Origin of the sequence: Variovorax gracilis (assembly GCF_030317115.1) — a bacterium.
GTDB lineage: Bacteria > Pseudomonadota > Gammaproteobacteria > Burkholderiales > Burkholderiaceae_C > Variovorax > Variovorax gracilis.
On record NZ_JASZYF010000027.1, the window covers coordinates 58,746 to 80,767 of the forward strand.

The window sequence follows — 22,022 nt, forward strand, 5'->3', positions numbered from 1 at the left end:
CTTCATCACCGACGCGGCAGGACTCACCCCGGCCCTGAAGCATCGACCATTTCGATAACTTGCCGGCACTGACCGGCTCAAGGAGACAGGCGAATGCACCCCCCCATCATCGACGAAGCCCGCGAAAAGGCGATCGTCCGCAAGGTCACCTGGCGGATCATCCCTTTCGTTTTCTTCCTCTACATCATCTCGTACCTCGACCGAGCCAACATCGGTTATGCCGCGTTGCAGATGAACGCGGAACTCGCCTTGACCAGCGAGTCCTTCGGATTCATCTCGGGCATCTTCTTCATCGGCTACTTCATGTTCGAAGTGCCAAGCAACGTGATGTTGAACAAGTACGGCGCGCGTGTCTGGATTGCTCGCATCCTGATTTCGTGGGGCGTGCTGGCAACGCTGTCCGCGTTCGTGCAGAACTCGACCCAGCTCTACATCCTTCGCTTCCTGCTGGGCGTGGCCGAGGCAGGGTTCTTCCCCGGGATCATCGTTTATCTGACCTATTGGTTCCGGTCCAAGGAACTGGCGACAACGGTTGCTCTCTTCACCGCCGCGATTCCCGTTTCTTACATCATCGGCGCGCCGCTGAGCACCTGGATCATGGACAACGTCACCTGGCTCAACTGGAGCGGGTGGCGCTGGATGCTGTTCCTCGAGGGCCTTCCTGCCGTGATCTTTGGTGTCGTCTGCTTCTTCAGGCTGACCGACAAGCCGCAGGACGCACGCTTCCTGACCCAAGAGGAGAAGGATTGGCTGGTCGCGGAGCTTGAACGAGATCGCAAGTCGCGCAAGAACGTCAAGCACCTGAGCGTGTTTCAGGCGATCAAGAACAGCAAGGTGCTTTACCTGTCCTTCATCTACTTCGTCTATCAGTGCGGCAGCCTGGGTGTCGGCTACTGGATGCCCCAGATCATCAAAGGGCTGTCCGGCTCGTTGACCCACACGCAGATCGGGCTGATCGCGATGGTGCCGTACATCATCGCCACGGCAGCGATGGTGCTCTGGTCGCGCAGTTCGGACAAACGCAACGAACGAAAGCTGCATTCGGCGATTCCCCTCGGAATTGCAGCAGTGGCCCTGATGTGCACTGGCTTTACCCAGAACACGGCGGTTGCGGTGGCCCTCATCAGCGTCGCGCTGTCTGGCTTGTACGCCTTCAAGTCTCCCTTCTGGGCGCTCCCCACCTTGTTCCTGTCGCGCTCCACGGCTGCCGTGTCGATCGCGGTCATCAACTCGATCGGCAACCTCGGAGGGTTCGTTGGCCCCTACATGATCGGTGTGGTCAAGGGCACGTCCAACAGCGCGACCGGCGCATTGGCCTTCCTTGCCGGTCTGCTGGTGATCGCTTTCTTGATGACGCTCTTCATGCGGGTCCAGAACGATCAACCAGAACCCCTCGCCTCAGTCGCCGCCTGAACCTTCAGACGCCCCCATCGAACCACTGACCAGGCATTCATGATCATGAACGACGCCAAAGACTTTCCGACCGGTGCCATTGAGGTCGATGGACGACAAGCACTGCTGGTCGACCTGCCTTCCTTGTTCGGCGACAAATTGACCCGATTGCCTGTCGTTCTGCGGTTGCTGCTTGAGAACGTGGTTCGAAACATGAGCGGTGCAGAGCGTCGCGCCGCGGTTGATGCGATCTTCAATTGGCTGGACACCGGCACAAGCGAAGCGGAGATCGAGTTTCAGCCCGGCCGGGTGCTGATGCATGACACGACCAGCACACCTGCTCTCGTCGACATCGCGGCGATGCGAAACGCCCTGCAGGAGGCCGGTGTCGACCCATCGGTCCTCAATCCCGGCTTACCGGTCGATGTGTCGGTGGACCACTCGCTCGCGGTGGAGGCTTTTGGCCGGCGCGACGCGCCGGAAATCAACCTGCGGCACGAGATCCGGCGCAACCAGGAACGATACAGCTTCCTGAAGTGGGCATCCCAGGTTCTGCGAGGCGTGCGCGTCAACCCGCCGGGCACGGGGATCATGCACACGATCAACCTGGAGCAACTCGCCACGGTTGTGACAACGCAGGAACGCGGTGGAGCGCTATGGGCCGTACCCGACATGATGATCGGCACGGACAGCCACACGCCAATGATCAATGGCATTGGCGTGCTCGGTTGGGGCGTCGGCGGGCTCGAGGCCCAGACCGTGATGTTCGGCATGCCGACGATGCTGCGGGTTCCCGAAGTGATCGGGGTTCGGCTGACCGGTGCACTGAAGCCGGGTTCACTCGCGACAGACCTTGCGCTCACCGTCACCCAGCGCCTCCGCGCAATCGGCGTTTCCGGTGAATTCGTCGAGTTCTTTGGCCCTGGCGTCTCGACTCTAAGCGCGGGCGAACGATCGGTCGTGGCCAACATGGCGCCTGAGTACGGCGCGACCACTGGCTATTTTCCCGTCGACCAGAGCACGCTCGAGTATCTGCACTCAACAGGCCGTGGCGCGAAAGGCATCAAGCTTGTAGAGGCATATACCCGACGGGTCGGGCTGTGGTTCGATCCGGTGGCCGAACCGCGCTATACACGCACGATCGATGTCGACCTCGCGGCGGTCGGCATGCACATCGCTGGACCGCAGCGCCCACAGGACCTCCTCAACTTCTCCGAAGCTCGCCGCACGCTTGGGGCGCTGGATTTCACTCCGACCTTCAAGCATCCCGACATGCCACGTTTCCCGGTGGCGATCGCGGCGATCACGAGTTGCACAAACACATCGGATCCGAGCTTGCTCATCGCGGCCGGTCTTGTCGCGCGAAAGGCGCGCAGGCTTGGGCTCAAGGTGCCCCATTGGGTGAAGACGTCCCTCGGGCCCGGTTCGCCGGCGGCGGCGAGCTACCTCGAGCGCGCCGGGCTGACCGACGATCTCTCGGCAGTCGGATTCGACATCGTCGGCTATGGCTGCACCACCTGCATCGGCAATCCGGGGCCGTTGCCTGAAATGGTTCGAGAGGCCATGACCGCAGGCGGGGTGCGTGCCGTCGCAGCGCTCTCCGGAAACCGCAACTTCCCTGGACGCGTGCATCCTGACCTCGATCTTGGATTCCTGATGTCGCCCCCGTTGGTGATCGCTTTCGGACTGTCAGGCAACGCCGAGATCGATCTCAGCTGCGAGCCGGTCCAGGTCACACCGGATGGCCGCAAGGTCTATCTGAAGGATCTCTGGCCAACCCGCGAGGAGGTGCAACAACACCTTGCGCTCGGTGCCGATCCAGCCGATTTCGGCCGGGCCTTCAAGATCGCCAGCGGCAATCCGCTCTGGCATGCGCTCGAGGCGCCAGACACCCCCCTTTTCCCGTGGGATCCCAAATCGACAGCCCTGCGCCGCCCGCCCTTTGCGTCAGCCTCGGAAGGAAGCCAGTTGGGCTCCTACAGCGCTTACCCGCTCCTGGTGGTCGGCGACGACATCACCACAGACCACATCTCGCCGGCCAGCGCGATTCCGCCCGACAGCCTGGTGGCCGATTTCCTGGTCGACCGTGGCGACGACCGCAATGACTTGAATGTGTTCGCGTCGCGCCGTGGAAACTGGGAAGTCATGATGCGTGCCGCCTTCCATAGCAAGGCGCTGGTCAACATGCTGAAGCCTGGCATGCCGGTGGCCCATACCCTGCACGTGCCGAGCGGTGATGTGCAACCCATCTGGGAAGTTGCGCAACGGTACCGCGACGCTGGCGAGTCGGTCGTGCTGGTCGCAGGTGAGAGATACGGCACCGGCTCATCGCGAGACTGGGCGGCGAAGGGTCAGCGACTGCTTGGCATCCGCGCGGTGCTGGCCGTGAGCTTCGAACGCATCCATCGCTCGAATCTGATCGGAATGGGCATCCTGCCGCTGCGGATGCCTGAGGGCATCAGCCCTCAGACTCTGAAGCTCAAACCAGGGGATCGCATCGAGGTTCACGCGGAACCTGCGGCTATCGCTCCGCGCTGCCGAATCCCGGTCACGGTCCATCGTGCGTCAGGTGCGACAGAGGCATTCGACGCCATCGCTGCTGTCGAGACCCAACTTGAAGCCGATCTGCTTCGAGACGGCGGGGTGATCCCATCCATCCTCAAGAGGACCATCGCCGAGCAGACCGAGCGCGGATCCGGCGCCACGGTTGGCGCCTGACTTTTGAATCTGCATTCACGCCGTCGCGCCTCGAAGGGACTGCGTTTTTCCATAGCTGCACTTCGCAAGTGCCAACGCAACGTTGAACATGACCTCTGACCCATCCTTGATCTCGAAGTTCGCGCCCACGGGCAAGCTGCGCGCATCCATCAACCTCGGCAATCCGATCCTGGCGAACAAGGACCCAGCAACGGGAGCGCCAACGGGCGTCTCCGTCGACCTCGCCCATGGCCTGGCAGAACGCTTGGGCGTCGACATCGAATTGGTCGTTTTCGATGCTGCCGGCAAGTCGGTCGAGGCAGTAGCGGCGGAGCGCGCCGATGTCGGATTCTTCGCCATCGATCTGCAGCGCGGCGTGGACATTGCGTTCACGGGCCCCTACGTGCTGATCGAGGGCTGCTACATGGTCCGCGAGGACGCCCCCATCCGAAGCAATGAAGAGGTCGACCATGCCGGCAACTTCGTGGTCGTCGGCAAAGGCAGCGCCTACGACCTGTTCCTGAGCCGTGAACTGCACCACGCGCACATCGTTCGTTCGCCCACGTCCCCCACGGTCGTGGACACATTCCTGGCGCAGAACGCGGATGTGGCCGCGGGCGTCAAGCAGCAATTGCAGGCGGACGCGGCACGCGTCGGCGGAATGCGCTTGCTCGATGGACGCTTCATGGTCATTCAGCAGGCGATGGGCACGCCTCGAAGCAGGGGCGAAGAGGCCGCAGCCTATCTGAGCGCCTACGTCGAGGAGATGAAGGCCAGTGGATTTGTCGCCGAGGCCCTCCGTCGCCATCAAATCGAAGGCGCGTCGGTCGCACCCGGGGTCACCCGTTAGCCCGAATCCCCCGATTTCTTTCCGAACTAAGGAGCCTTGGATGTCGACTACTCTCCCAGCCGCAGGTGCTACGCACTACGCGCCGAACGCGGAGCTGACGCGAACGGCGCACGTATCGGGTCCCGAAGCATATGCAGCGCTTGTCGCCGAGGCGGAAGCCGATTACGAAGGGTACTGGGCGCGACTTGCGCGAGAGTTTGTAGCGTGGAAGACGCCGTTGACCAAGACGCTCGATACAAGCGAGGCTCCCTTCTTCAAATGGTTCGAAGACGGCACGCTGAACGTCTCGTACAACTGTCTGGACCGTCAAGTTGAAGCAGGTTCGGGCGACAAGACAGCGATCATCTTCGAGGCAGACGGAGGCGAGGTGACCACCGTCACCTATTCACAGCTTCTCGAGCGCGTTTGCAGAGCTTCAAATGTGCTGCGCTCGCTCGGTGTGAGCAAAGGTGATCGTGTCGTCATCTACATGTCGATGTCCATCGACGGTGTTGTCGCCATGCAGGCATGCGCGCGGATCGGCGCGACCCATTCAGTGGTTTTTGGTGGGTTCTCTGCCCAGTCCCTGCGCGACCGCATCGCAGACACCGGCGCCGTTCTGGTGTTGACCGCGGACCAACAAGTGCGCGGCGGGAAGAGTCTGCCCTTGAAGGCAATTGTCGACGAGGCATTGGCACTCGGAGGGTGCGACAGCGTTCGGCAAGTCGTCGTCACAAGGCGAACTGGCGCCGACATTGCGATGGTGCCAGGGCGTGACCTTTGGATGCAGGAACTTGCTGGCAGTCAACCATCAGCCTGCGAACCGGAATGGGTTCCTGCGGAACATCCACTCTTCCTTCTGTACACCTCCGGCTCGACCGGAAAGCCGAAGGGTGTGCAGCACAGCAGCGGTGGCTATCTGTTGCACGCTGCCCTGACAACCAAGTGGACCTTCGACCTCAAACCCGACGATGTGTTCTGGTGCACCGCAGACATCGGCTGGGTAACGGGCCACACCTACATTGCCTACGGGCCCTTGGCGATTGGCGCAACGCAGGTCGTATTCGAAGGCATCCCGATCTTCCCGGACGCGGGTCGGTTCTGGCAGATGATCGAAAGGCACCAGGTGACCATTTTCTACACGGCGCCGACGGCAATTCGATCGCTCATCAAGGCTTCCGATGGCATCTCGGCATCGCACCCAAGAGAGTTCGATCTGAGCAGTCTGCGAATTCTTGGCTCAGTCGGCGAACCCATCAATCCAGCTGCGTGGGAGTGGTATCACGAGCAAGTGGGAGGCGGTCGTTGTCCCATTGTCGACACTTGGTGGCAAACGGAGACGGGTGGCCACATGATCACGCCCTTGCCTGGCGCGACTGCTTTGGTGCCTGGGTCATGCACGCTGCCTTTTCCAGGAATCATGGCGGCCATCGTCGACGAGACGGGCGAGGACGTGCCAAATGGCCAGAGCGGCATCCTGGTCATCAAGAAGCCGTGGCCGAGCATGATTCGCAATGTCTGGCATGACGAAGAGCGCTATCGATCCAGCTACTACCCACCCGAACTGCGCGGCTACTACCTGGCGGGCGACGGCGCCGGTCGCGATGCGCAAACCGGCTACTTCACTATTGGCGGGCGCATCGATGATGTGTTGAACGTGAGCGGCCATCGAATGGGCACCATGGAGATCGAGTCCGCACTGGTGTCGTGCACGGATCACGTCGCGGAGGCGGCCGTTGTCGGACGACCCGATGAAACCAGCGGTGAGGCGGTGTGTGCGTTCGTCGTGTTGAAGGGGCCGCGACCTGAAGGGGAGGAGGCCAAGCGGCTCGCCGCAGTCCTTCGAAATTGGGTCGGCAAGGAAATCGGGCCGATCGCAAAGCCCAAAGACATCCGCTTTGGCGACAACCTGCCCAAGACGCGCAGCGGAAAGATCATGCGGCGCCTCCTCCGCTCGATCGCACGCGGTGAGGAGATTACGCAAGACATATCGACGCTTGAGAACCCCGCCGTTATTGAACAACTCACACGAACGAACTGAGCACCGAGCCGTCGCATTGGCCCGTCCCACTTTTTCATCTTCAACAAAGACCCATCATGCATACACGCTTCCACAAGATCTCTACCTGCGCCGCGATGGCATCCGCGATCGCATTCGCAACCTCACTGCACCTGCCGGCGCAAGCACAGGGCACGGCCAACGACTACCCTACGAAAGCAATCACGATCATCGTGCCCTTTGCAGCGGGCGGAAACACGGACGTGAAAACTCGCCTGGTCGCGCTCCAGCTCAGCTCGATTCTGGGCAAGCCGGTCATCATCGACAACAGACCGGGCGCAAGCGGAAACATTGGAACCGAGATGGCGGCGCGCGCCGCGCCCGACGGCTACACGATCGGGATGGGCAGCTTTGGCCCACTGGCGGTGAATCCCTCGATCTATCCGAAAGTGAACTTCGACCCGAAGGCTTTCGTGCCGATCGTGCTACTCGAGAAGAGCCCGCTCGTGCTAACGACGCCAGTGGACAGACCATTCAAGTCTGTCAAGGATGTGGTCACGGCCGCCAAGGCCAAGCCGGGCGCCCTCAATATAGCCAACGCTGGCCCGGGTGGCGCACACCACCTGTCGGCCGAGCTTTTTGAAAGCGCCGCTGGCATCGACATGCTCGGCGTCCCCTTCAAGGGCGGCGGCCCTGCCGCGACGGCGTTGCTTTCGGGTCAGGTCGATCTCATGTTCGAGCAGACTGGCGCTGCACTTCCCTCTATCCAGGCAGGAAAGATTCGCCCCCTGGCCGTGACTTCAGCAAAGAGGCTTTCGAGCATGCCAGACGTCCCCACATTTGCGGAGGCAGGCTACCCGCAGGTGCAGGTTTCGAACTGGATGGGCTACGTCGCTCCGAAGGGAACGCCTCCCGTCATCGTCGCGAAGCTGCATGCCGCGTTCGTCAAGGCGATCGGTCACGCCGACGTCAAGGAGCGGATCCTGTCGCAGAGCAATGAACTCGGCGGAGGATCCCCACAGGAATTCGCGACGTTCATCGAAAGCGAAAGCGCGAAGTGGTCGAAGCTTGTAAAGGAACGGGACATCAAGATCGAGTGAAGAGCTTCAAGTCAGTTCAGTTGCCCGCCAAACAGGATCGCGTTGAACGTTTCACTGCGATGCGCAAAGAAGTTGCACAGCTCCATGAGCATTGCTCTTGTGTGAACGGGATTGGTCTGTCGGGCGAATGAGTACGGTGAGCTCTATTGCATCGTCCCCATCACCGCCAAGCTCATGGCCTTGATGCCTGTCTTGATCGATGGCTCGGGAACTGGCGCAAAAAACGGCGAGTGATTGCTGGGAAGCGGCTTACCTCCTGGCTGGCGGGAGGCCTCGACGTCCTTCGGGTCCAACACGCCAATGAAGAAGAACATCGATGGCACTCCGGCGCTCACGAACTCTGCGAAGTCGTCGGAGGGGGTCGCCGGCGGCATGCGCTTGACCTTTGCCGAACCGAACGCGCTTTTGAAGATAGTCTCGGTGCGATCCACCACGGCAACGTCATTGACCACCGAATCCACGCCGGGAATGATCTTGACCTCCGGTTCGGGAGCGCCCGCCATCAACGCCGTTGCCTTCGCGGTCCGCCGGATACCATCATGCAGTTTGGTTCGCACCGTCTTGTCAAGGGTTCGAATGGTGCCGCGGAGCTCGACCGAATCGGGGATGATGTTGGGGGCGGTTCCGCCCTGAATCGCACCGATGGAAAACACACCGAATTGGAACGGATCCTTCTCTCTGCTTATGACACCCTGAACATCCACGACGAAGCGAGACGCGATCAACACGGGGTCGATGGATTTGTCGGGGGCGGAACCATGAGCGCCCCGGCCAAGGAATCGTGCTTCGAAAATCTCGCCTCCGGAGAGTATCGGACCCGAGTTCAGGCCAACCTCGCCATAGGCCATTGGCCAGGTGTGCAACGCAAAGGCGACGTCCGGCTTGCCAAAGCGCGCGAAGAGCCCTTCGGCCAGCATCGGCTTCGCACCGCTGAGCGTTTCTTCTGCGGGCTGCGCAATGAACATCAGCGTCCCATGCCATCGATCCTTCATGGCGACAAGCGTCTTTGCGGTGCCGATCCACGCAGCCATGTGAATGTCGTGGCCGCAAGAGTGAGCGACGAATGATTCCTTTCCAGCGTAGATAGTCTTGACCCGACTTGCGTAAGGCAAACCGGTTTTTTCCTCCATGGGAAGCGCGTCGAGCTCCGTGCGCACCATGACGGTCGGTCCGGGACCATTGCGCATCATCGCGACGACACCGGTTTTCGCGACACCTTCAGTCACGTCAAACCCAAGCGCACGCATCGCCGTCGCCAGCTTCTTTGCGGTGTTCACCTCCTCGAGGGCGAGTTCTGGATGGGCATGGATGTCCTTGTAGAGGCTATCAAACTCCGCATAGCTGGCCGCGATTTGCCTGTCGATGTCAGGACCCAGCCGAGCGGCGATGTCGCTCGGCTGCGCTGCCGCTATGAACGGCATGGCGGAGAATGCGGCCGTGGCAACAATGCGCCGAAATAGCTGATCGAGACACCCGCGATGAGCCTGCTTCTTCATGTTCATGATCTTGATTCCTTGCTGACTACGAGAGGATTGGGTTGTGCGGAAATTGGCGCTTGTTCACCTATCGGTTTGCACGCGATAGGCGTGAAGGGCTTCGAAGATCGGTGCGTCGCCGAAACGAAAGAGATCGAGGTTCGACGCGTCGGAGGCCTTTACACCAAATGGCGCCCATGAGGGAACGACGAACATGTCGCCGCGCTGTACTGCCCATTGCTTGTCGCCCACGGTCACGCTGCCAGTGCCATCGAAGACCTGGTACACCGATGAACCTACTTCGCGCTGCGTCAACGTGCTGGCGCCGCGTTTGATTCGGTGCATCTCGGTGCGGATGGTCGGCAAGACGTCGCGCCCGTTGCTGGGGTTCGTGAAACGGACGGCCGCATGTCCCGGGCTCAGCGTCGCCGCATGGCCTTCCTCTTCCAGTGCCAACTGGTCGGCCAGCGCGCGATCGGTATCGACCCATCGATAGGCCAGCAACGGTGTGGCAGAAGGAGCATCCGGCTGTGAGAGCGGACGCAAGCCGGGATGCCCCCACAGACGCTCGGAGCGGGAATACTCGGGCGTGGTCATCTCGACAGTGCCGATTCGCTCGCGCCCGAACTCGAAGAACTGTGATTCCGTGTAGTACGAGAAGGGGATGTCCAGTCCGTCGATCCAGGCCATCGGCGCGCTGGCGGCGTTGTGATGGGCGTGCCAGTTCCAGCCGGCCTGCGGCAGGAAGTCACCACGCGACATCCGCACCGGATCGCCATTGACGACGGTCCAAACGCCCTCTCCCTCGACCACGAAGCGAAAGGCGTGTTGGGTGTGCCGATGCTCCGGTGCGTTCTCGTCGGGCATCAGGTACTGGATGGCAGCCCACAGCGTGGGCGTGGCGAAAGGCCGTCCGCCCAGGCCTGGATTGGCGAGCGCGATGGCTCGCCGCTCACCGCCCCGGCCTACGGGCACGATGCGGCCCGCTTCGCTGGCCAGTTCCACCAGCCGATCCCAACGCCAGAGGTGCGGCATGGCCTTGCTGCGCGGGTTCTGCGGCATCAGGTCGCCGATCTCGGTCCAGAGCGGGACGAGCAGCTCGCTCTCGAAACCACGGTAGAGCTGTTCCAGCGCAGGACTGGGATCGGGCTGGCCCTTGGCGGCAACCGCCTTCAGGCGCACGGGGGACGGCATGGCTTCGACGGTCATTGGTGTACTCCTTCGCCTATTCGGCCGGGCCGATGTTGAGCGTGATCTCGCCCACGCCCGCGACGCTGCCTTCGATGCGGTCACCCGGTTGCAGCGGACCCACTCCTTCTGGCGTGCCGGTAAAGATCAGGTCGCCCGGCTGCAAATGATAGAAAAGTGACAGGTCCGCAATGATTTCGCGGATGTTCCAGATGAGCTTGTCGAGGTCGGACTTCTGGCGCGGCTGGCCGTTCACTGTCATCACGAGAGCGCCCTTCTCAAGCACCGTGCCCTCCATACGCACGACCTCCGAGACGACCGAGGACTCCTCGACGTCCTTGCCCAGATCCCAGGGGCGGCCCTTGTCGCGCGCCACGAGTTGCAGGTCGCGACGCGTCATGTCCAGGCCGCACGCGTAGCCGTAGACGAGTTTGTGCGCGTCTTCCTGAGACACGCGAAATCCAGGTGCGCCGATGACCAGCACGAGTTCCATCTCATGGTGATAGTTCTTCGTCTCTGGCGGATAGGCCACGGTCGCGCCCGACTCGACCAGCGTCTGCGGCGCCTTGGTGAAGTAGAAGGGGCGCTCAACGCTCTTGTCGACAGGCTTGCCCATCTCGACGGCATGCGCGTGGTAGTTGCGCCCGACGAAGAACAGGCGGTTGATGGGCAGGCGCTCAGTCTTGCCGCGCACAGGCAGCGACTTGACGGCAGGAGGAGTCCAGAGATAGGTGGTATCGGTCATGGGGTCTTCTTTGTGGTTGATGCAGGTTGGGGATCAGGCGTGGGTGTGTGCATTGCGTGCGGCCGACGCGGTCGCTTCCGAGGCCAAGGCCAGCCTCGTCGCGTGCTGCACCGATGCAGACTTTCGGTGGTCGATCAGCAGCACGGCCAGCATGCCGATGGCGCCCGGAATTGCGATGGCGAAGAAGTTCTGCTGCAGCGGCAGCTTCAGGCTGACCAACACGCCGATCACGATGGGCGCCAGGATCGCGCCGCCGCGACCGATGCCCAATGCAAAGCCCAAGCCGGTGGAGCGGATCGCCATCGGATAGAACTGCCCGGTGTAGGCGTTGGCCACGATCTGCGTGCCGATGGTCGAGGCACCTGCCAGCGCCACCACGATGAACAGGAGTTCCTGCGGCATGGCAAAGCCCAGAAGGCTGATCGACACGGCAGCCAGGGCGTACATGAACGCCAGCACGGCCTTGATGTGGAACCGGTCGGCCAGCCAGCCGCCGCCGACCGCGCCAACGATGGCCCCGGCATTGAGCACCAGCACGAATGTCAACGCAGAGCCCAGGCTGTAGCCGGCGGCGGCCATCAGCCTGGTTAGCCACGAGCTGAGTGCGTAGACCATGAACAGGCATGTGAAGAACGCTGTCCAGAACATGAGGGTGCTGAATCCACGGCCCTCTGCGAACAATTGCCGTGTAGGGGCGCCGTGCGCCTTGTCCCGTGCAGGCACGGTGAGTTCGTCGCTGACTTGCGGTCGGTAGCTCGGCTCGATCCGCGCCGCGATGCGCTTGAGTTCCTCGTGACGTCCCTTGGCCAGAAGGAAAGGCATGGATTCCGGCAATGACCGCAAGATGAAGGGAATCAGCAGCACGGGCGCGGCAGCCGCAAAGAACACCGACTGCCAGCCATAGCTCTCGATCAGCCCCTTGCCCAGCAAAGCCGCCAGAATGCCGCCAACCGCGTAACCGCTGAACATCAAGGTGACCAGCGTGGCGCGCACCTTCTTGGGCGCGTACTCGGTCATGTGGGCAACCACGTTGGGCATGACGCCTCCGATGCCCAGGCCGGCCACGAAGCGGGAGGCGGCAAACAGCAGTGGATCCCGTGCGAGCGCGGCGGCTGCCGTGAACACGCTGAACAAGGTGATGCACAGGACGATGGACCAGCGCCGGCCGATGCGGTCCGCCAGGGTGCCCAGGAAGATGGCGCCGAACGCCATGCCGAACAGGGCTGAGCTCACCATGAACCCCGCTTGCGTGGGGTCCACGCCCAGGTCTTTCATGATGGCTGGCAACGCGATGCCGACGACCGCGAGGTCGTAGCCATCGAAGATGATGATCAGGGCGCACCAGAACAGCACGAGGCCGTGGAAGCGATTGAAGCGGGCATCGTCCGCGAGTTGATGGACATCGATTTGGCGCATGGTATTTGTCTCGTTGGATCTTGAAGGGGGACAGTTTTCAGCGCTTGGTCACTGCTTGGACATCGGCGTGGCCAGATCGGCGAGCCGCTCGACATCCACGGGTTTGCGCTGTTCGATCAGTCGGCGCGCAAAGCGCAGGTCGCGCGCCGCGTTGTGCCCGATGGCAGCCTGCACCACGTCGCCTGCCAGGTAGAACAGCACGAAATTGCCGCTCGCCTCGTCGACACGCCGCACCACGCGGTGCGCGGCGGCCGGCATGCCGTAGATCTGCAGATTCATGCCGTACTGGTCGGACCAGAACCAGGGCAGCGGCTGGTAGTCGACTGTGTGGCCGAGGGCTGAGCGCGCGGCGGCAATCCCTTGCTCCTGCGCGTTTTGCCATGACTCAAGCCGCAGCCGCCGTCCGGCCCAGGTGTTGGGTGCCACGGCAACGTCGCCCGCAGCCAGGATGTCGGGGTCGGATGTGTGGCAACGGCCATCGACGAGCACACCGCCCTCGCATTCCAGACCGGCCTCGCGCGCCAGTTCGTCGTTGGGCACTAGGCCGATGCCCAGCACGATCGTGTCGCAAAGCAACGCGCTGCCGTCGGCGAGCAGAACTTCCGAGCGGCCATCCGCGGCCCGCGCTAAGCCGCTGACACCAGCGCCCAGCAGCACGCGTGTACCTTGCGCGCGGTGCAACGCCAGCAGGTGTTCGGAAATCTCGGCCGGCACGGTCCGTTCGCACAGCCGGCTCTGGGTCTCGACGACGACCACCTCGGCGCCCTGCTGGCGCGCCGTGGCGGCCACCTCCAGGCCGATCCAGCCGCCGCCCACCACCACCACGCTGCGCCCGGTGCCCAGCGCCGCTGCCAGCACCTGCGCATCCTCGATGGTGCGCAAGGTGTGCAACGGCACCTGGTCGGAGCCAGGCAGCATGAGCCGGCGGGCACGACCTCCGGTGCAAAGAATCAACTTGTCGTACGCGACGCCCTCGCCATCGGCCAGCAACACCTGCTTGGTGGCGCGATCGATGCGGTGCACCCGCGCACCGGGCCGCCAGTCCAGCCCCAGGGCTTCGAAGACTTCTGGTTTCATCAAGCGGGTGGTTTCGGGCAGTGCCGCGCCCGACAAAACGGCCTTGGACAGCGGTGGTCGTTCGTGTGGCGGATGCGGTTCGTCACCGATCAGCACCAGCCGGCCGGTGAATCCCTCGGCGCGTAGTGTCTGGGCCGCCCAGCCGCCGGCCTGGCCTGCGCCGATGATCACGATGTTCTGGATTGCGCTGGCGTCCGCGCATGCGGCGGCCGCGACCTCATGTCGCTCAGCAGTCATGGGGTTCTCCTTGGGAGCGGTGCGTCAGTCGAGGGCGAGCCAGACGCGGCCGCCTTCGATCTTCACGGGGTAGGACCGGATCGCCTCGGTCACCGGGGCACAAGTGGGCTTGCCGTTGCGGACATCGAACTTGCCCTGGTGCAGCGGGCATTCGATTTCATGGCCTTCGAGGAAGCCCTCGCACAGGCGCGCGTGCCCATGCGTGCAGATGTTGTCGGTGGCGAAGATCTCACCCTCGACGCTGTACAAGGCAAGATCCTTCCCTGCCACGATCATGCCGATGACGTCGTCGGCAGGCACTTCGTCGACGGTCGTTGCGTCGGTCCAGGTCAGTACGGTCATGGTGCGCCTCAGATCGGGTAGATGATGGAGTTGGGGATCATTTCGCTGTCGTAGATGACTTGGCGCGAAGAGAACTTGAGCCCCGCTTCGGTACGCACGACGACATCGATATAGCGGCCGACGTTAAATACCGACGACAGCTCCGAGAGCTTGGTGCGAAACACCGCGTAGTTGGCTTCGCATTCGAAGCGATCGGCCTCGGCTTTCTTGACGACCGGCGCACCCACCACGTGGCGCTGGTAGTACGGGTCGTGGAACAGGGTTTCGCGAATGCCGTAGACGCGGTCCTTGAGCATGCCCTTGCTTTCGAACGAGAGCGTGGCCAGTGGAAAGCCGCGCTCGAAATTCTCGCGGGGTTGCAAGCGGTAGCTGCAGTCTTCAGTGAAGAACTCTGGCCATGCATCCCAATCGCCGGCGCTGATGGCGCTGGCATAGTTGGCGTAAAGCTGGCTCAGTTCGAAGTGGTCCTGGAAGTTCATGATCTCAAGCCTCCATGACCTTGCGCCAGTATTCGTACATGCCGCGTATCAGGGTCTCGGTCACCATGTGATCGGTGTCGGCGACCTCGCGGCCGCCGAGTTCGGCCAGCGTGCGATGGAAGGGCTTTTGCTCGAAACCCTTTTGTGAGAGCTCGATCACTTCGCCGTCGTCCGCGGACACGAAGCCGGCGGGCCCGAAGAGGTTGGCCTGGCGCAGGCGACGCTGCGTCATGGCTTCGTCGTCATCTTCGAAGCCAAAGTGCGTCCACACGAAATCGAAGGCTCCCGGGCCGCTCGGCTGGATGTGCCGTGTCGAGACGCTGTTGACCTGCTGCTGGAAGATCACGCTCGGGAACAGGGTCATCATCACCGCCGTCGGGCCGCCCCACCAGGGCTCCGGCACGATGTCCAGGAAGCGATCGTCGTTAAGCTGCATGCTTTCCTTGAAGCTCGAGACCTGCGTGACCTGGTCGGCCTTGCCGCTGGTGCCGCGTGTCGAGACCATCGCGGCGTGTCGATGGTGATCGTCCATCTTCAACTGCGACTTGTTGTCGGCGCGCCAGAGTCCGAAAGTGACGAACCAGGTGTGCAGCAGACCGGGATGGTAGGGATCCTTGATGTTCTCCTGCATCAGCTTCCAGTTGCCTGGGATGCGCTGGCGGTTGTAGCCGAGGATCTTCAGCTTGCGGCCGTTGAAGAGGCGATCGAAATAGCCCAGGATAGTCGGGCCCATGAATTCTTCCAGCGATTCGACGTCGGGATCGAAAGACGCAAAGACGACGCCGCCGCGAACTGCGACCTTGAGCTTGTTGAGGCCGTGGTCGGCGGGCTTGAAGTCCGCCGGCATGCCGCCGTTGACCTTGCCGTCCTGCTTGACACCGCGACGAAACGGCACACCCTGCAGGTCACCGCCGAGCGTGTAGTTCCACTGGTGATAGGGGCAAGTGAACCCTTCCGCCTTCTTGTTGCCATGGCGCTCACGGCAGAACTGCATGCCACGATGGGCACATACGTTTTCGACCACGTTGATTCCGCCTTCGGCGTCGCGGATCATGATGACTGAGCGTTCACCGACCACCGTTCGCTTGAAGTCGCCGGCTTCCGGAATCTCGGCTTCAAGACCCACATAGCACCAGTGGCCTTTGTAAAACAGGCGCTCGAGTTCGCGACGATGCTGGTCGGCCTCGGTGTAGGCCATGAAGGGTATGCGGCTCGTACCCTGGTCTGCCCAGTGGATTTGCTGGGGAAAGACCGCTGTTGCGTCATCCATGTTTGTCTCCTGTGTCGTGTTGTCTCACGACCGGTGTTGTGGGGTGAACGAATGATCCTCGCCATGGCTCAATCGCTCAATAGAATGTGGGCAATAGATCGAATTGATTTGGCGAATGTGAGGAAGCGATGGAACTCAATGAAATCGACCTCAACCTGCTGGTCGTGTTCCAGCAGTTGCTGATCGACCGGAGCGTCTCGAAAACGGCGACCAATCTTGGTCTTTCCCAGCCCGGGGTCAGCAATGCCCTGGCGCGACTTCGCAAGCTCACTGACGACCCCCTGTTCTTGCGAACGCCAAAGGGGATGGAGCCGACGCCATTCGCCGAACAACTCGCAGAGCCGACGGGCCGCGCTCTTCAGGTCATCCATGCGGCCATCAACCGGCGCGCCACGTTTGACCCGGCAACGTCGGCGCGCGCATTTACCGTGGGCATGACGGACATCGGCGAGATCTACTTCCTGCCTAAGCTGATGAAGGAACTTGCGCGCGTGGCGCCAGGCGTCTCGCTGAGCACAGTACGCAACACCTCGGTCAATCTGCAAGATGAGATGGAAGCAGGCCACGTCAACCTGGCGATGGGCCTGTTGCCGCAATTGAAGGCGGGGTACTTCCAGCGGCGGCTATTCAAGCAGCGATATGTCTGCATGTTCCGGCTCGGCCACCCGCTCGACAAGCCCAGGATTTCCTTGAGCGACTTCTCGGCGGCCGAGCACGTCGTCGTGATTTCGGAGGGGACCGGTCATGGTCAGGCGGATGAACTTCTCCGACGCCACAAGGTTGCTCGCAAGGTCGTTTTGACGGTGCCGCACTACGTCGCGGTGGGCCATATCCTGCATAATTCCGATCTGGTCGCCACCGTACCTGAGCGCCTCGCACAAGCGTTGGTAAAGCCCTTCGGGTTGTCATACGTTCACCACCCCGCCAAGTTGCCCGAGATCGTGATCAACCTTTTTTGGCACGAGCGGTACAACAAGGATCCTGCGAATGTCTGGCTGCGCTCCCTGGTCACTCAGTTGCACGGAGAGATTGCCGACAAGCAGTAGCCGCTCGCCACCGCCTTCATCCTTTGCGAGCTGCCTGAACATTGCCGAAATCCATTCGCCGTATTCAGCGCATGCGATTGATCTACCTGTTGCGCGGTGCAATGATCGGTCGTTGCGCTACCTGACAGCGCGCGTCGGTGGATCGACCCGTCGCGCTTGAAGAGCATCTCTTCGCGTGGGCTTAGGACCACAGACCCAACATCCCTTACGACGTCACCAAATGAAGCTCTACAGCTTCTTCCGAAGCGGTACCTCCCACAGGCTTCGCATAGCCCTTAACCTCAAGGGCCTGACCTACGAGCAAGTCGCGGTCGATCTGCGGCGGGAAGAGCACCTCCGCGACGAATATCGGTCCATCAATCCCCAGCAACTCGTCCCGGCGTTGGACATCGATGCTGTGACGATGACTCAAACGCCCGCCATCATCGAATGGCTTGAGGAGCGCTACCCGCAGGCGCCGCTGCTGCCGCAAGATCCTATCGACCGCGCGCACGCGTGTGCGCTGGCCGCGATCATTGGATGCGACGTGCATCCGGTCAACAACCGGCGGATCCTGGAGGCGCTGCGGCATCGCTTCAAGGCTGATCAGGCGGCGATCGACGAATGGTGCAGCACATGGATCAGCAGTGGCTTCAGCGCGTTCGAAGCGTTGCTGTCTGCCCGCGGCTCGGACCACGGCTTCTCCTTCGGCGATGCACCGACGCTCGCCGACGCCTATCTCATCCCCCAGATTGAAAGCGCGCGGCGCTTCAAGGTGGATCTGGCGCAGTGGCCACGTCTGCTCGCCATCGACGAAGCGTGCGGGAAGCTTGACGCCTTTCAGCGTGCTGCACCAGTGGCGCAGCCTGACGCGTCGTGACCCAGGCCGACCGCCGCTCGCGCGGATCCGTGCTTTGAGTTCTAACATCCTCGACGCCGCAGCCTTCGACGGCTGGCCGACGGGATCGCCTGCGTTCGATCAATCTCAGGCGACACGACAAACTGCCCCCCAGCTGAAGCCCAACATGGCTCTCGCCTTGACACTTCCTGGCTCTTGCAGCTCCTGTGGCCCTCATGCCTCCCTTTCGCAGCCGCCAACCGTCTCGGTATGTAGACTGCGCGCCTTTACTCGCTGGTTTCGCACAGGTCGAGGATTTTTTTGTGCGCACCGCGTAGCACGGAAAATCTGGCAACACCGCAGTTGCCACGTCGCTGACGACCTCGAGTGTGCATTCAAGACCGGGTCACTTTCCGGCAGCGCGCTTGAATACTTAGAGAAGCAGAAGCGTTCTCTTTCGGCGAACGCACGCTTGGCAAACGTTCAATTTTCAAAGCAGCGCTGCGTCCTTAGCATTGGTTTCAATCGGCCGAAGAGTCGTCTGAGTCATACCGACTGCAACCAACGAAGAGACAAATGCCGTCCAGCAAGCCATGGGCACCCCGCGCAGCCGCGGCGAGGCGGCCGCCGATTTCCTGCGGGCCTACGTCGAGGAAACGAAGGCGAGCGGCTTTGTCGCTGCTGCCCTGGCGCGCCACGGCATCGAGGGTGCGTCGGTCGCACCCGCATCCCTTCCTTGAATCACAACTTTCCGGAGACTCACATGAATACGATTCGACGCAACGCGTTGCCCATCCTGGTCGCCGCAACGGCCGGACCTCGTGATTGGAGGGACGGCCACGCCCGGCGACATCTTCAAGCGGCCGTATCCCGTCCCACCCCCCTCCGCGCAAGCCGCGTGCTCTTGTCTGGGTTGATCGCGGGTGCAAGCTTACTGGCGGGCGGCATTGCTGCAGCGCAGGATTACCCGGCCAAGACGATCACGATCGTGGTGCCGTTCTCCGCCGGCGGCGGCGTCGACAACATCGCGCGCCTGCTGGCAGAACAGTTGCGCACCACGTTCAAGCAGACGATCGTGATCGACAACAAGCCGGGCGCCAGCGGCATGCTCGGCGCGCAGGCGGTGGTCAAGGCCGCACCCGATGGCTACACGCTGCTGCTGGGATCCGCCGGTGAAACAGCGATCAACCCGTTTGTCTACAAGGGCCGCATGCAGTACGCGCCCGAGAAGGACCTGGCGCCGATCACGCTGGTCACGCGCGTGCCGAACGTCCTGGTTGCCAACCCGTCGCTGCCGGTCAAGAACGTCGAGGAGCTGATCGCCTACGCGAAGAAGAACCCGGGGAAACTGTCTTATGCGACCAGCGGGGTGGGCAACCCGCAGCATCTGAACGGCGAATTGTTCAATTCGCTGGCGGGCATCCAGATGAATCACATTCTGTACAAGGGCTCGGCCGGCCAGTTGGTCGACGTGGCCGGCGGCAATGTCGATCTGAGCTTCGTCAGTATGGCCGGCGCCACTCCCTTCATCAAGGGCGGGCGCCTGAAGGCTCTGGCCGTCACATCGGCAAAGCGCGCCAGCTTCGCACCCGACATACCGACGATCGCCGAATACAAGCCGATGGCAGCCTACAACCTGGACAACTGGTTCGGCTTGTTCGCGCCCGCCAAGACGCCAGCAGACGTGCAACAGAAGCTCAACACTGCCGTGACGCAGGCACTCCGCGACCCCGGACTGGCGAAGAAACTGAGCGACCAGGGCGGCGAGCCGGCGCCAATGACCATCGATCAATTCCGCTCCTTCATCAAGGCCGAGTCGGTGCAGTACGGGCGCATCGTCGAAGCTGCAAAGATCACCCCCGAAAACTGAGAAGTCGATCAGCGCTCCCTTTCATCGCACCCATCAACTCAAGGAATCAACATGCGTCGCATCACATTTCTGAAAGCCCTCGCAGCGTTATCGGCGACTGGCGCGCTTCCATTTCCAGCCTGGGCAGCAGTCGACATCAAGACGATGATCCCGGCCAACCCCGGAGGTGGGTGGGATGCCACCGGGCGCGCACTCGGCAAGGCCATGCAGGAAGCAGGGTTCGCTGCGTCGGTGAGTTACGAGAACAAGGGCGGCGCTTCCGGCACCATCGGTCTGGCGCAATTCGTCAACAGCAGCAAGCGCGATCCGAACGCGATCATCATGACGGGTGCGACCATGGTGGGCGGCATCATTGCCAGCAAGCAGGCATCTCTGTTGCAAACCGCCACGCCGCTGGTCCGGCTCATGAGCGAATACCAGGTCTTCGTGCTGCCAACCACCTCACCGTTCAAGACGATGAAGGATGTGGTCGAGCAGATGAAGAAGGACCCCGGCAGCGTGAAGTGGGGTGGCGGCTCCCGCGGTACGACCGAGCACATCGCCGCGGTGATGATCGCGCGGGAGGCGGGAGTCGACCCTGCCAAGGTCAACTACGTGGCCTTCCGCGGCGGCGGCGAAGCGGTTTCCTCGATCCTCGGTGGCAACGTCACCGTGGGCGGCAGCGGCTATACCGAGTTCGGCGAATACATCAAGGCGGGAAAGATGCGAGCCATTGCGGTGACTTCCGAAGCCCGCCTCAAGGGCATCGACGCGCCGACGCTGAAAGAGCAAGGCCTGAACGTCGTCATCGGGAACTGGCGTGGCGTGCACGGCGCACCTGACATCACACCCGATCAACGCAAGGCGCTCATCGAGGGCATCGTCAAGGCGACAAAGACACGCGCCTGGCAGCAGGCCGTGGAGCAAAACGGCTGGACACCCGCGTTGCTGACGGCCGACGAGTTCGGTAAGTTTGTTGAAGACGAATTTGCGAGCTTGCGCGCGACCATGACCAAGGCTGGAATGATCTGAAGCTTGGGGCTTCCGTGGTGCACCGATAGTCAGCCCCAGCCGGGTGCAATGATCGGCTTCGCGCAAGCACTGTCGCTGAGTGGAAAATTTCGGCATGCGCTCGACGGCCTCGGATAGCTCCCGCACATGCGGAAGTGCCGCTTCACCCGCCAAGCTTCGATCCGAAGAGCTTCGTGACCATCGTTCTGATCTAAAAGATTCCTTTGGTACTGCCCACGCCCACCGACAAGCCGTTCAAGACCGCAAAGGAAGTGGTCACGGCAGCCAAGACACGGCCCGCGCGCTTGCTAACGCCGGGCCTGGCGTCGCCCTCCACTTGTCTGCCGAGCTGTTCGAGAGTGCAGCAGGCATCGACATGGTCGGTGTGCGGTTCAAGGGCGGCGGCCCCGCTTCGACCGCATTGCTGTCGGGTCAGGTCGATCTGATGTTCGAACAAATGGGCGCCGCGATTCCTTCCATCCAGACGGGCAAGCTTCGCCCGACTGCGGTGACACCTCGACAAAGCGTCTTTCGACCGTGCCGGATGTACCGAAATTCGCCGACGCAAGCTACCAGCAGATCCTGGTTTCCAACTGGACGGGGTACATCGCGCCCAAGGGAACGCCGCCTGCGATCGTCGTCAAGCTTCATGGCGAGTTCGTCAAGGCTATCAATCGTGCGGACGTCAAGAAATAGCGCGCAGACGGCGCCGTTCTTCGGGTCAAGGTCCGGCTGCGTCCATGCTGAGACTTCAAGTACAGCAATCTGGCCTTAAGCAGTCTTCTAGTTCGTGCGGCCCAACGACCGGAGTTGGCCGGGTTGCTCGAGTCAAACAAGCTCACGCAGATGTCTGCAACGGGCACAGAGCAGCCAACACTGCCCTGCCACGTTCGCAACTAAATCCGAAATCCTGCGAGTCGGACCGAGCGGCCGGTCAGCGCCTGCGGATTCAACCGGTCGATGCAACACACTGAGAACTGCATAGGCAGAAGGAGTGTTGCAGATGAAGTACCGAACGCGAACCTACTACACCGACAATCAGAAAGCCTTGAT

18 protein-coding genes and 2 pseudogenes are annotated in these 22,022 nt (G+C 62.0%); 12 read left to right on the plus strand and 8 right to left on the minus strand.

What is annotated here, in order from left to right:
• The first annotated feature begins 93 nt into the window (after nucleotides 1-93).
• The 5 genes from QTH97_RS29890 (at nucleotide 94) to QTH97_RS29910 (ending at nucleotide 8,017) form a co-directional block, all read left to right on the plus strand.
• A complete protein-coding gene (locus QTH97_RS29890; RefSeq protein WP_286572212.1) occupies nucleotides 94-1,413 on the plus strand; it encodes an MFS transporter in 1,320 nt (439 codons plus the stop codon).
• Between the two features lie 45 nt (nucleotides 1,414-1,458).
• Entirely contained in the window at nucleotides 1,459-4,110 is a 2,652-nt protein-coding gene (gene acnA / locus QTH97_RS29895; protein ID WP_286572232.1) for an aconitate hydratase AcnA, read from the plus strand.
• Between the two features lie 88 nt (nucleotides 4,111-4,198).
• Nucleotides 4,199-4,939 (plus strand): ABC transporter substrate-binding protein, encoded by a 741-nt coding sequence (locus tag QTH97_RS29900; RefSeq protein ID WP_286572213.1) that lies wholly within the window; start codon nucleotides 4,199-4,201, stop codon nucleotides 4,937-4,939.
• 40 nt (nucleotides 4,940-4,979) lie between these two features.
• Complete coding sequence (gene acs, locus QTH97_RS29905) at nucleotides 4,980-6,959, plus strand: acetate--CoA ligase (protein WP_286572214.1); 1,980 nt, start codon at nucleotides 4,980-4,982, stop codon at nucleotides 6,957-6,959.
• 56 nt (nucleotides 6,960-7,015) lie between these two features.
• Nucleotides 7,016-8,017, plus strand: coding sequence for a Bug family tripartite tricarboxylate transporter substrate binding protein (locus QTH97_RS29910; protein ID WP_444813488.1), 1,002 nt, complete (start codon nucleotides 7,016-7,018; stop codon nucleotides 8,015-8,017).
• Nucleotides 8,018-8,160: 143 nt separating this feature from the next.
• Here the strand turns inward: QTH97_RS29910 and QTH97_RS29915 are convergent, their stop codons facing one another.
• From QTH97_RS29915 to QTH97_RS29950, 8 genes are all read right to left on the minus strand, one after another.
• A complete protein-coding gene (locus QTH97_RS29915; protein WP_444813491.1) occupies nucleotides 8,161-9,513 on the minus strand; it encodes an amidohydrolase in 1,353 nt (450 codons plus the stop codon).
• A 63-nt stretch (nucleotides 9,514-9,576) separates the two neighbouring features.
• A complete protein-coding gene (locus QTH97_RS29920) occupies nucleotides 9,577-10,701 on the minus strand; it encodes a cupin domain-containing protein (RefSeq protein ID WP_286572215.1) in 1,125 nt (374 codons plus the stop codon).
• A 16-nt stretch (nucleotides 10,702-10,717) separates the two neighbouring features.
• The gene (locus QTH97_RS29925) at nucleotides 10,718-11,425 is read right to left on the minus strand and encodes a fumarylacetoacetate hydrolase family protein (RefSeq protein WP_286572216.1); all 708 of its coding nucleotides are present in this window, start codon (nucleotides 11,423-11,425) and stop codon (nucleotides 10,718-10,720) included.
• Nucleotides 11,426-11,458: 33 nt separating this feature from the next.
• The gene (locus QTH97_RS29930) at nucleotides 11,459-12,841 is read right to left on the minus strand and encodes an MFS transporter (RefSeq protein ID WP_286572217.1); all 1,383 of its coding nucleotides are present in this window, start codon (nucleotides 12,839-12,841) and stop codon (nucleotides 11,459-11,461) included.
• Between the two features lie 48 nt (nucleotides 12,842-12,889).
• Entirely contained in the window at nucleotides 12,890-14,155 is a 1,266-nt protein-coding gene (locus QTH97_RS29935; RefSeq protein ID WP_286572218.1) for an NAD(P)/FAD-dependent oxidoreductase, read from the minus strand.
• A 24-nt stretch (nucleotides 14,156-14,179) separates the two neighbouring features.
• Nucleotides 14,180-14,497: a non-heme iron oxygenase ferredoxin subunit gene (locus tag QTH97_RS29940; protein WP_286572219.1), complete on the minus strand. Its 318-nt coding sequence runs from the start codon at nucleotides 14,495-14,497 to the stop codon at nucleotides 14,180-14,182.
• 8 nt (nucleotides 14,498-14,505) lie between these two features.
• A complete protein-coding gene (locus QTH97_RS29945) occupies nucleotides 14,506-14,976 on the minus strand; it encodes an aromatic-ring-hydroxylating dioxygenase subunit beta (RefSeq protein ID WP_286572220.1) in 471 nt (156 codons plus the stop codon).
• Nucleotides 14,977-14,980: 4 nt separating this feature from the next.
• Nucleotides 14,981-16,246 (minus strand): aromatic ring-hydroxylating dioxygenase subunit alpha, encoded by a 1,266-nt coding sequence (locus tag QTH97_RS29950; protein ID WP_286572222.1) that lies wholly within the window; start codon nucleotides 16,244-16,246, stop codon nucleotides 14,981-14,983.
• A 128-nt stretch (nucleotides 16,247-16,374) separates the two neighbouring features.
• On the opposite strand from QTH97_RS29950, the gene QTH97_RS29955 reads away from it, so the two are divergent.
• The 7 genes and pseudogenes from QTH97_RS29955 (at nucleotide 16,375) to QTH97_RS29985 (ending at nucleotide 21,665) form a co-directional block, all read left to right on the plus strand.
• A complete protein-coding gene (locus QTH97_RS29955) occupies nucleotides 16,375-17,292 on the plus strand; it encodes a LysR family transcriptional regulator (RefSeq protein ID WP_286572223.1) in 918 nt (305 codons plus the stop codon).
• A gap of 220 nt (nucleotides 17,293-17,512) precedes the next feature.
• Entirely contained in the window at nucleotides 17,513-18,151 is a 639-nt protein-coding gene (gene maiA, locus QTH97_RS29960) for a maleylacetoacetate isomerase (RefSeq protein ID WP_286572224.1), read from the plus strand.
• A gap of 542 nt (nucleotides 18,152-18,693) precedes the next feature.
• Nucleotides 18,694-18,849, plus strand: a pseudogene (locus QTH97_RS29965) (ABC transporter substrate-binding protein); the annotation flags it as partial.
• 164 nt (nucleotides 18,850-19,013) lie between these two features.
• Complete coding sequence (locus tag QTH97_RS29970; protein WP_444813489.1) at nucleotides 19,014-19,979, plus strand: Bug family tripartite tricarboxylate transporter substrate binding protein; 966 nt, start codon at nucleotides 19,014-19,016, stop codon at nucleotides 19,977-19,979.
• A gap of 51 nt (nucleotides 19,980-20,030) precedes the next feature.
• Nucleotides 20,031-20,990: a Bug family tripartite tricarboxylate transporter substrate binding protein gene (locus QTH97_RS29975; RefSeq protein WP_286572225.1), complete on the plus strand. Its 960-nt coding sequence runs from the start codon at nucleotides 20,031-20,033 to the stop codon at nucleotides 20,988-20,990.
• A gap of 94 nt (nucleotides 20,991-21,084) precedes the next feature.
• Nucleotides 21,085-21,420, plus strand: a pseudogene (locus QTH97_RS29980) (hypothetical protein); the annotation flags it as partial.
• Nucleotides 21,421-21,506: 86 nt separating this feature from the next.
• Nucleotides 21,507-21,665, plus strand: coding sequence for a tripartite tricarboxylate transporter substrate-binding protein (locus QTH97_RS29985; RefSeq protein ID WP_286572226.1), 159 nt, complete (start codon nucleotides 21,507-21,509; stop codon nucleotides 21,663-21,665).
• The last annotated feature ends 357 nt before the right edge of the window (nucleotides 21,666-22,022 follow it).